6 protein-coding genes are annotated in these 12,223 nt (G+C 37.1%); all 6 read right to left on the bottom strand.

The window, feature by feature from the left end:
- Positions 1-122: 122 nt before the first annotated feature.
- Positions 123-1,568: a hypothetical protein gene (locus K429_RS0113130; RefSeq protein WP_044153616.1), complete on the bottom strand. Its 1,446-nt coding sequence runs from the start codon at positions 1,566-1,568 to the stop codon at positions 123-125.
- A 514-nt stretch (positions 1,569-2,082) separates the two neighbouring features.
- Positions 2,083-2,232 carry a helix-turn-helix domain-containing protein gene (locus tag K429_RS31275; RefSeq protein WP_349881299.1) on the bottom strand — a complete coding sequence of 50 codons (150 nt, stop codon included), beginning with the start codon at positions 2,230-2,232 and terminating at the stop codon, positions 2,083-2,085.
- Between the two features lie 327 nt (positions 2,233-2,559).
- A complete protein-coding gene (locus tag K429_RS0113120) occupies positions 2,560-4,113 on the bottom strand; it encodes an ADP-ribosylglycohydrolase family protein (protein ID WP_007211982.1) in 1,554 nt (517 codons plus the stop codon).
- A gap of 51 nt (positions 4,114-4,164) precedes the next feature.
- Positions 4,165-6,423, bottom strand: a complete 2,259-nt coding sequence (locus K429_RS0113115; protein ID WP_044096656.1) for a GH92 family glycosyl hydrolase — start codon at positions 6,421-6,423, stop codon at positions 4,165-4,167.
- A gap of 31 nt (positions 6,424-6,454) precedes the next feature.
- Positions 6,455-8,656, bottom strand: coding sequence for a GH92 family glycosyl hydrolase (locus K429_RS0113110; RefSeq protein WP_026367199.1), 2,202 nt, complete (start codon positions 8,654-8,656; stop codon positions 6,455-6,457).
- On the bottom strand, positions 8,653-12,213 hold the full coding sequence (locus tag K429_RS0113105; RefSeq protein ID WP_026367198.1) for a glycoside hydrolase family 2 TIM barrel-domain containing protein: 3,561 nt from the start codon (positions 12,211-12,213) through the stop codon (positions 8,653-8,655). The genes K429_RS0113110 and K429_RS0113105 overlap by 4 nt, the downstream gene beginning before the upstream one ends.
- Positions 12,214-12,223: the final 10 nt, after the last annotated feature.

The following is a 12,223-nucleotide window of genomic DNA, read 5'->3' as shown; positions in this document are numbered from 1 at the left end:
CCAATGACAAATTTGCATATTACGTTCATCTTTTTGCTATTTATATTCTTCTTAAGTAGTAATTTACAGTATAGATAGGATTACAGAACCGATATAATTAACTCAGAAAAAACAAATAACAACTATAATTCTATTGGAATTTCCACAACACGATATGGAAATCTTTCACGTATCACTTTTGCTTCATCCCATTCAAGATTCTCATAGATTCGCTGATAAACTTCAAACGAATAATTATTCCTTAATTCGTGAATTACTTGCATTATAGTACTTACAATAAAAATATATTCCGCATAGGTTGAATTACCATGAATATGATATTTAATGCAATAATCAGGCATAACCAGAATCTTGTGCAGGATAAAATCTTTAAAATCATCAAATTGTACTTTGGTACCATTAAAAAATATCTCACCGGTAGCAGTAGTATACAAATCATGAACATGTTTTGGTATATTTGATGTTTTTTGCAATTTCTGCCATCCCTCTGCTTCAGCGAAATAGCGACTGGTTACCAACGGAAATACCAAATACGTATAATACTTATCATCATACTCTCGTACGGACGGTAACACTGCATATTGTATTCGATAAGCTTGCAATTCTGCAAGACACTTTTTAATTCTGTTTACATAGTTCATTTTTATATCCCGATGAATATAAAGAATACAAGGCTCAGACTTTGTATCTTCCAATGTATTTTGATCCCATCTACGAAAATATTCCTTCAAGCTATCAAATGAAATTTGCTCGCCATTATAAGTCCCACACCTCCCAAAATGTTTAACAAAAACAACAGGGCCCGCATCGACAAGCTTATTCTTATTTTCAGCAATCCATAAAGTAGCCCTACGCCGATTTTCGCTATTCATCCGTTCGAAACATACTGCTTCAGGAAGTTGTAAGAGATGAGTATAGTTTATATTTCTACTGAGGATTATCTCATTTATACATTTATAATCAATCAGATTTATTCGAGACAGCCCTAAAGAGAAAACAGACAGGAATATTGCAGATACTAACATCCACCTGAAACTTATTCCATTAAACAAGCGCCTAATAGTAAGCCAGGTATGTAGGAAAAGTACAAAAATAACAAGAAGCAAAACATACTTATAATCCGAAAAAGTACGTATAACATAAATTCCTCCGCCCATCGTCCCCCCAATAAGTAATGCAAACACATATGCCAAACGCGAAAACCAACTAAGGAAATAAGAATTCATGCTACGTTGATCATTAATAACTGCCCGCATTTGCGATGCATATTTCCCCAGCTTTCGAAGAGGAATCTCAAACCAACAGACAAAACAAAGGGATTGCCCCAATACAGTAGCAATATATGCCAAAATAAAGTTACAGAAATGCACAGTGGCATTCGATAGTACCAAGACATCGTAATCTTCTGTCATGAAAAAAAGGATACGTAAAGCTTCACGACATACATATAGAAAAGCATAGAAACAACAGGCAAACAATAATCCGACAAAAATGCCCATTAAAAGCCTGCCACGCGATATGGCAGGTAAAAAAGAATAAGCATGCAGATATTTGTTCCTCAATGTCATATCACATAAATAACAATCACTATATTCTTTGGTTAGAAATATATGTTCATGACCAAAAAATTAGTAACTTTACAAAGTTAATGATTATCAATCATAATATCAGGATATTGCACTAAAATATTCACTTATAAAAGAAAACACATAAAACGTATCGAGAGATTATTATTCCTTTAGAGTACGATACTAATTCTTACTTAACCTATTTTCAGGAACCAGGGCTTGCTATTTTAATGAAGAATGCCCACAATGTGGTAAAACATATTCAGAACAAACCATCTCATGAGTTTTGATCACTATTTGCCCTATATCATCTATTACGAGGAACCTGTATCTATCATCTTGAACGTCGATCCAGTCGTTGATAAACATTTCGACATTTTGTTGTTCGCCATTCTCTGCAAGTATAGTTATTTGTGTAGGCAATTGTTCAGAATTAAGCAGCCGCTTTGCCTATCTGCTTCGATGGCCTTGCGCACAGCTTCTTTGTCCGAACAGTCTATTATTTGTTGCGTCCTTACCCAAGACGGGTATGTAAACCCTTAATGCCTGCCAACTCGAAACGTTTGATCCAATTGTTGACACTTTGGGCGGTCATGTCTGTCTGTTCCCCTACTACAACAGAACTCAAACTCTCTGATTTGAGTAATATTACACGGCAGCGCATTCGAAAACAATGGCTTTCACCAGTACGGAAGCACAGCAGTTGTTCGCCCTGTTCGGATTCGGTCAATTTGATCTACATTCGCTTCCACTTTTTGTCTAACGCGAAGATAACGCAATATAATTATATGTGAAATAATTATAAATATCTACTTATAACATGGCAATAGCTTCTCAACTATCCTTTGCAAAGTTAGGAAAAAAAATCTGACCACCTCTCCTAAATGTACGGAGCAAGCGCGGTTCAGATACGGCTTATGTCATAGCATAGCTATCCGAAACAAATACTATATCAGTTCTATTATTCGAACATACAACTTAAAATACCAATTTATTTAATCAACTTATGTTTGTCCGGTTCATCAGAGTAGATTATAGCCTCCCCAAAATGAACTTCTGCATCCTGACGTGGGTTTAACCATTTGAAACTGATTTGATGAAATCCCTTCGGTAATTGATATCTATGAAATAAATCGGGACGACGTGCATTGAAGGATACAGGAAGATAAGCCTTCTCCATCATTTTACCATCCAAATACATTTCTACCTGAGCTACATAATTCACATCCTGGCAGCTTACATAACCTCTTTGTACAAATCCGACACCTTCAAACTGAAATGAAATAGGATCTTTCAGCACTGTATTGATTACTTTCTTCTCAACAGGAAAATGGTTTTCAAAGGATTTCTCATACCGTACAGCTACCGGATTTTGTGTCCGGATAATCACTACATCCTGCTCTATTTTACCTCCTTCCTGCTCTATTATTTTCAGAGCATGTTTTAGGCTCAAATCACACAATTTATTTAAAGAAACATCCGTGTATGCAAAAGGACGGTTTACTACCTCATAAAGGCTTTCACGCCAGATTTCAGGGATGTTGGAATATCCAATCATTGTACCCAAAACTCCTGCCGCAGTCGATGCATTACAATCAGCATCCTGTCCACAACGCGAAGCAATATCAATTGTCTGAAAAAAATCCTTTTTTCCATATAGTAAACCAATCGTTACATAGGCGCTATTAACTTTTGCATCAATATTGAACGGTGTGAACACCCCATCCGGACATCCAACTTCTGAAGTCCATTTCTTTTCACATTCAAACCATGTTTGTTTCCAGTCATCAGGATATTTTTTATGCCATTCTATCACATCCTTTATACATTGGTAAAAATCACTTTTAACAGGAACTGTTTTCAATGCTTTTTCCACGATTTGTTCTATATCATCTGAGACGAAAGCCATGGCAAAGAGAGCACCTACATAAACTCCGCCATACCATCCATCACCATAAGTAAAGATGTGACCTATCTTATCAGAAAATGCCGACGCACTATTAGGCATTCCGGGAGACATTAATCCAGCAAAATCAGCTTCAATCTGATAGTCAATATCATCAGCATGCGGATTATTGATCCAATGTCCTGACATAGGAGGCATAATACCTTGCTGAATATTATAACGGGCAACCTGATTGGCATGCCATAGCGGAAATTCCGCGTTAGCTAAAGTCACAGCAAAGGAATCAGCTGGTGCTTCAAAGCCCAATTGTTCCAAAACTTCTACAAACACGATATCCATATACAAATCATCATATAATCCGGGAAAATTGTCATAGTACCACTTCACCCGGTCCTTTGACCAAAGAATGGGAGTATAATCCTGAATCATTGTACCATTAAATAAGAATTCTATAGGACCTCCATAAGTACAACCAATAGTTTTACCAGCCCAACCACCTTTTATCTTATCTGCTAACTGTTCTTTAGCCAAACTAACTTGTTCAGCACCTCCTTTTTGAGCTTTCGCATAAGTAACAAGAGGCAGAGTTAGCGCAAAAGCAAAAAGTGAGAAGTAACATATTGCTACAATATTTTTCATAATATTAATTTATTATATTCTGAAATGTGAAAATCATCCCCATCTAATCTTTCAATTCTCTAATGAAGGAGGAGAATTTCTCAAAGATGCTCCCCAATTCCTATTAGCTTTTTCTCCCATAACTAAAATCAGTTTTGCACCATTAATGATATCGTTATGGTGAAACCATGGCTTGTTCCATTCTATTCCATTCAAGGATGCAGACTGAATATATTTATTCTTTTCTGAGAAATTCCGGACATCAATTTCAAAGATATTCCCATTGCTCAGTTTCATTTTTATATTTTCAAATAACGGACTTCCTATATTATAAACAGGCAATCCTGGAGTAACCGGATAAAAGCCCATGGCAGAAAAGACAACAAAAGCAGACATTCCGCCTCCATCTTCATCACCTGGCATCCCCATCAAGTCATTTCTGAACCACTGCCTCAGCAATTCACGTATCCTCTTCTGAGTTTTCCATGGTTGACCAGCATAATTATACAAATAAGGAATATGCAAAGCCGGTTCGTTAGCCATAGAAAACTGTCCGACATTACCCGTCTGATCGGGGAGCTGAGAATAAAAAGCATACTTGCTTTTACCCAAAGGTTCACGAAATGTCTGATCCAAATTAGCGACAAATCGATCTGCTCCTCCCATCAATGAAATTAAATCTGCCGGATTATGGGGGACATCCCATCTATAAATCCATGCATTATTCTCATCATAAAACTCTCTTGCTCCCAATCCCCCGGAAAAAGTATAATCAAAAGGATAGATAAAATTTCCATTTATATCTTTAGGATGGAAAAACATTGTCTCAGGATTATACAGATTCCGATAATTATAGGACTGCTTCAAGAAATAAGAATAATCCGCATCTTTTCCTAACTCTTTAGCAATCTGCGACAAGCACCAATCATCAAAACAAGTCCCTAAAGTTACTGCCACAGATTGCCGTTTTTCCCAAGAATCAACTTCTTCCACATATTCTTTTTCTCCGTGGCGCAATGCCGGATAATATCCATTAGTACGATAGAAGAGATCCAGTTCAGTATTAGGCGTCCTCTTCCAAGGTAACAATGATTTTTCCGTCAAAGCCTTTTTGCAAGCGTCATAAGCAACTTCAAGATCAAAACCACATAATCCTTTACAATAAGCATCCCACACAGAAGCAACGATATGATTACCATTCATCCGATGACTGTCTCCCGTTACCTCCGGAAAAGTCGGCATCCACCCTTCTTTAGTCTGTTGGGCCATACGCATATAGGATTGGATCATTTCTATTTCCATATCAGACTCTATCAATACACGCAACGGATGTGTTGCACGATAAGTATCCCACGCCCAATCATCGGTATAAAAAGAAATTCCTTGATCAGCATGAACCGTATTATCCATGGCACTATAATAAAATCCATCCTCCGAAATATTAATCATTCGCTCATAAGTTCTGTATAAAGAGGTATAAAAAAGAATTTTATTATCTTCATCAGGGCTATTTACTTCTATTTTACCTAAAACTTCATTCCATTTGCTTCTCCCAATCTCAGCTATTACATTCACATCATAAGTATCAATCTCTCTTCTAAGATTCCGTTTGGCCTGTTCAGTACTGATAAACGAGACTCCATATCTAAGATTCATTTGTCCGGTTGCAAACTCCAGAACCAAAGCTTGATCGATACCTTCCACCGAGTTTTTACTATAATCCACAGTCCTATCAATCAAAGCACCCAAACTTTTTACAGGAGACTGCGATTCCAAATAAAGATATACTTTAACTTCACTTTCACCAATACATTGATAACCCGATATCGTACTTTCGTCTACTTGTTCCAGTTTTCCTTTCCGGGTGTTCACCACTATATAATTCAGTTCATCATTAGCAGATGTCAAATTATAGATCCCGGACTGATGAGATAAAGAGTAATCAACATTTACATCCTCTTCATCCAGGAATACAGAATAACGATAAGGAGTAATACTTTCATTATCATAAGTATATTTTTTCACAGGAACTGATACTGGAGACTTCCCATTCACCGGACTAATATTAAAAGCTGAATTGCCTCTATGACTGGTTACAATTACAGGTAATCCTTCTATCTGATCCGATGTAAAATCATCTCGTTCCGGATATATCCGAAGCATACTGTTGGGTAAATGTACTGTCGGATACGTAGGTACCAGTATATGACTGATATTGCCCAAATACGGATTTACATAATCAACCGGAGTTTTACCAACATCGCTTTTTGTACAAGAGAAGCAAGATAATATGGTGCATAATATCAAACTTATAGTTATATGTAATTTCATGATAGTGCAGATTATTATTTAACAAAAAATTCTACTCCCGATCAGTCATCTCAAAAACTAACATTCCACCATTCATTATCTGCTGATAAGTGATAAAATTTTCATTTACTTCTTTATCATTGAACTTAATGGATTTTACGTACTTATTTTTATCAGATAACTTATCTGCCCGTACTGTAAAAGTCTTATCATCGGACAATTTTATATTGATTTCCAGAACCTGGGGCGCCCCCAAAATATATTCACCACTAACAGGATTTACAGGATAGAAGCCCATAGCACTGAAAATATACCACGCAGACATTTGTCCACAATCATCATTTCCACATAAACCGTCCGGATAAGGTTGATAAAAGCGCTCGAAGACATCTCTCACTAAAGCCTCTGTAGATCCTTTTTTACCAGCAAGCCGATATAAATACATGATGTGGTGGCTGGGTTCATTTCCCTGCGAATATTGTCCGATGAGTCCTGTTACATCTCCAACAAATCCTTTAACCTCGGCTGTGTGATCAAGGAAAAATAAAGAATCCAGTTTAGTCACGAAAGCTTCATTGCCTCCCACCCTATTGATAAGTTCTTCGACGTCATGCTGTACGTGCCAGGTATATTGCCAAGCATTTCCTTCAGTATAGTCTCCTCCTGCCGTACCAGCATGTGATAAGGCGAACCTATCAAAAGGAGTTCTCCATCGACCGTCAGAATCTTTTCCTCTCACCAACTTGTTTTCTTCATCAAAAAGATTTTTCCAATATCCGGAGCGTTTAATAAAAAAATTATAGTCTTCTGTCTTGCCTAATTTGGCAGCCAATTGTGCAGCACAATAATCATCGTAGCAATTTTCCAGAGTTCTCGATACCGATTCTTCGGATATTATATCAAACGGAAAATATCCATACTTATCATAGATATTCCACTCAGACTTATGGTGTGGTATTAATAATGATTTTTTCACTTCTGCATAAGCTTGTTCCTGATCAATACCTGGAAACCCTTTCAGACATGCCTCTACAACAGGAGGAATCCCATGATTACCAATCATACAGTGGTTTTCTTTTCCCCACAGAGCCCATATCGGCAAAAATCCATGAGCATTAGCATGCAATAACATTGTATTAACCATATCACTCACCAATTCCGGAGTCAAGATTGTATAAAGAGGATGGGCAGCCCGATAAGTATCCCAAAGAGAAAAAGTAGAATAGTATTTGCCAAAGGGAGAAATCGAAACACTATCCTCAGAATTTCTATATTGTCCGTCAACATCTGCTATGTTATTCGGTTGAATCATCAAATGATACATAGAGGTATAAAAACTAACTTTCTGATCAGTAGTTCCCTTGATCTGTACACGTGACAAATAATTCTCCCATTTCTTTCCTGCTTCCAACTTTACCTGATCAAAGTTCCAATGATCCAGTTCTGAACGAAGATTTTCCTCTGCTCCCTCGATACTAACTGTAGAGATACCCACTTTCACCAATAATTGACTTTGCTTTTTTCCGTTAGTTTCAAAACGATAAACACACGAAGGTGCCCTATGAGACTCTTTCACCAACTTCCGTTCTTCAGAAATAAAAGGCTTATCAAATTTGATTACGAAAAACAAACGGCGTTCCACCCAGTGTCTAACCTGCATTTCTCCTGTAATCGTATAATGATCCGGTGTTTTAATATCCGCATAAATAACTCTGTTGTCATATTGCTGTTCAGAACTGACACAACCACTCTGAAAGTCAATATATAGCCCGGGATTTTCTTCATTGAATAAGTAACGATGCATTGCTACATGAGGAGTACAGGTCAATTCTACTTTCACCTGATTATCGACCAGATCTACAGCATAATACCCAGGATAAGCCACTTCTGTTTTCTTATCAAAAAAACTTTTATAATTCTCTCTGCATTGTCCGGCAAAAGGCATCATCAATATATCACCGGAATCCGGTATTCCCGTACCATTCAGACGTGTTTGAGAAAATCCCCACATCAGAGAATCTTCATAATTATACCCACTGCAATACTCCCAGGCAAAATTTCCGGTCTGTGGCCCCGGTTGTACCATTCCAAAAGGACAGGTTGCATTGGGAAATGTGTGTCCGGTATATGCCGTACCAATAAAAGGATTTACATACTGTAAATATTCAAATGGATCATCTTCATTTTTACAAGAAAAAATAACCACAACAAGCCCAATAAGAGGTAATAAAAAACTAAAACTATTTCTTTTCATTTGACTGGTTCTATTTTAAATGAATAACTAATTTTTTCATCTTCAGGAATCATGTACTGCTCCAAAGGCATAGGACCGCAAGTAGCATTTCCAAGCCCCTGTTGCATACAATCTATGTTGAGATAAACTTCCGGCTTCCGAACTAATGGCAACCTAAAGTCATGAGTTGCCATCCACAATGTTTGATCCGTGAAATGAAGTGCGCTAAAACTCATTTTATCCAAAGAAATGACCTTTATACCTACCTTTTTCTCATTGGTTATCGTAACCCAACGAACATCTTCTCTGTTTCCCATACTTTGAGAACGTACATAATGCTCTTCCATACCGGTAACTGTGTTCTGATATATTCCGATGTAAGCAGAAGTTTTCCTATCTATATAATTTTCATGAGGCCCCCTGCCATACCATTGTACATATTCCATATCTTCCGGAAGAACCATTTGTAAACCAAGCCGCCGTATAATTTCTCCATCTTTGGGTTTTATAAACGTAGCCTGTACTCCTATTTTTCCATCTGCATAAATCGTGTAATCTATTTGGTAAGGAACTGAAATCTCTTTTTTAGTGGTATGAAGTAGAATTTCATGTCGGCTATGGACGAGAACACAGTTTCTCTTTTTATCAACATCAAATGAAAAAGATAACAACTTATGATCCGGTTCATAATAGTTTTGATCTGTAAACTTATCATTACTAACACTGCGATACCAATTAAAAGTCAGTCCTTGCCCTTTATCTATCAACTCCCGATCCTGATACAGCCAAGAGATCAAGAAACCTTGTTTCATATCAAATGTAACCTGAAAGTTCTGACCTTTTATTGATAAATCTCTCTCACTACTAACAACCAATTCCGATGTATTTGAAAAAAGAGGCAACTGTTCATTAGGACATACATTCAATACAAATTGCTCAGAAGCTACTCTTTCCCCCTTTTCCGACCAGAGTGTCGCCTTCGATCGTTCAGCATAGATATTTAGAAAGTATTCATATCGAGCATCTATCTGAGTTTTAAACGGTATTCTTATCTGTATAGTCTCATCCGGAAGCAAATCCATTGACGCTATTTCTCCTACCTCTACGACCTGCCCCTCTCTCAAGACTTCCCAAGTAATATCAAATTCATTCAGATTTGTAAAGTCATACCCATTAGAAATTCTTATCTCTCCGGTTTCCGGATTATCGGAAATAAAATGAATATATTGGTAAACCTTTTTTGTCTCTAACAATTTTGGGGTGATCCCCCGATCCGGAGTAACCAAGCCATTACATGAAAAATCGGCATCATTGGGTTTATCCCCAAAATCTCCACCATAAAAATAATGATCCGAGGGATAACCGTGTTTATTAATGCCCTGATCTACCCAATCCCAAATGCAGCCACCAATCATTCGTTCCGAATGATTTTCAATATAATCCCAGTATTCAATTAGATTTCCGGGAGCATTGCCCATCGCATGTGCATATTCACATAAAAAATAAGGTCTATCCGATTTATTCCGGTCATGCGCTTTCATCTTCTCAACATCCGGATACATATGAGAATCAATATCGGCATAGGTATTATTTCCTTCATAATGTACGGGGCGGGTTGTATCCAACTCTTTTGCCTTTTGATACATTGCATAAAAATTCTCGCCACTCCCTCCCTCATTACCAAGAGACCAAAAAATCACAGAAGGATGGTTTCTGTCTCGCTGTATTAACCTTTCCAAACGATCCACAAAAGCAGGTTCCCAATCTTTATTTTCACTGAGTCCTTGATTCCCATGATTTTCCATATCAGCCTCATCCATTACATACAACCCATAATAATCATACATTGCATACATTTTAGAGCTATTAGGATAATGACTGGTTCTGACAGTATTAATATTATGCCGCTTCATTAATACAATATCCAAAAGCATCGTTTCCAACGGAACAGCTTTACCATATTGGGGATGAATATCATGGCGATTTACGCCTTTAAAAAAGACTTGCTTATTATTTATGTAAACACGTTTATTACGTACCTCTACCTTGCGAAAACCAAATTTAGTGGACATGGCTTCAGTTACTCTTCCATCTTTATTCCTCAAAGCTATAATTGCTGTGTACAAATCAGGCTTCTCCGCACTCCATAACAGAGGATTTGTAACGCTACTATTCAGATCAATAACAACTTCTTCTCCAGGTTTCAACGGTTTCAATTCTTGAGACATACAAGTAGTTACATTTCCAAATTTATCTAACAATTGAATTTCAAGAATTTGTTTACCAGATTTCCTCCTGTCATAATTCCTGATCATAGCTTTCATCTGAAATTCAGAAGAAGTTAACTCTTCATTCAAAAAACGACATGATAAATGATAATCCCGAACATGTAATCGGGGAGTAGCATACAGATACACATCACGGTGAATGCCACTTAACCGAAACATATCTTGATCTTCCAAATAACTGCCATCTGTCCAACGATAAACTTCAACCGCCAAAACATTTTCTCCGGTACGTATATAGGGGGTGATATTAAACTCTGCATCATTATTAGCACCCTGACTGTATCCCACTTTCTCTCCATTTACCCATATATAAATACCACTATAAGCTCCATCAAAATGAAGAAATATTTCTTTATCTTTCCAATCCACAGGAACCACAAAATTTCTGCGATACGATCCAACCGGATTAACCTCTACTTCATTGGTAAATCCTTTTTGAGGACGGATTACTGAAGGTAAATTCCGAAATGGATAATTCACGTTAGTATATATGGGAGTACCATATCCATACATCTCCCAATTAGACGGAACCGGTAATTCATTCCAATGAGAAACATCATAGTCCACTTTATAAAATTCCAAAGGTCTTTCGGAAGGTTCCTTCACCCAATAAAATTTCCACATTCCATTCAACGACTGATAAAGATCGGAACTTGGTGTTTCCCATGGAAAATCAAATGATTTATCACCCTTCAAACTCTCGATAGAGGAAAATGGTATATATGTTACGTGACCTTTCTCTTTATTCACTGCAAATATCCGTTCATTTTCCCATTCAGATTCTCCCCGCAAATTCTCAGGAGGCACTTCTACATTAGTAACTTCCAGCTTCCATATAGTTGGATTGTTCGATACAACAGATACCGGTGAATCTTCATTTTCTCCCTCACACACTGTTACACATCGCTGAGTAGTACTATGACGAATATAAAAACCACCTTCTGTCGCTGCCATTTGCCAGTGCTGATTACTATTCTTACGATTAAAATCCCATAATTTCAGAAAATTCTTTCCCGGAATAGAATTATAAATATCCAGACTTTTATTGCAGAAAGGACTATAAATCAGAAAACAATTTTCATCAAATGCTACTATCCTCCAAAGCTGTCCTTCACTGCCATTATCGGCAGAAAGTACCACCTGGACGTCATTTTCCAAACTTTCTTTGTTGTCTAACAGTAAACCGGAGGGAGAAATGATTTTATATAAAACATCTCCTCTAATTTCCTGCCCATAGACAGCAATTATGCACCAAAGAAAAGCAATACTGAGTTTAATTCTTTTCATCATAGATGGTATA

This window comes from Bacteroides sp. 14(A) (assembly GCF_000526555.1).
Lineage (GTDB): Bacteria > Bacteroidota > Bacteroidia > Bacteroidales > Bacteroidaceae > Bacteroides > Bacteroides cellulosilyticus.
This window is presented reverse-complemented; position numbering and strand designations above follow the sequence as displayed.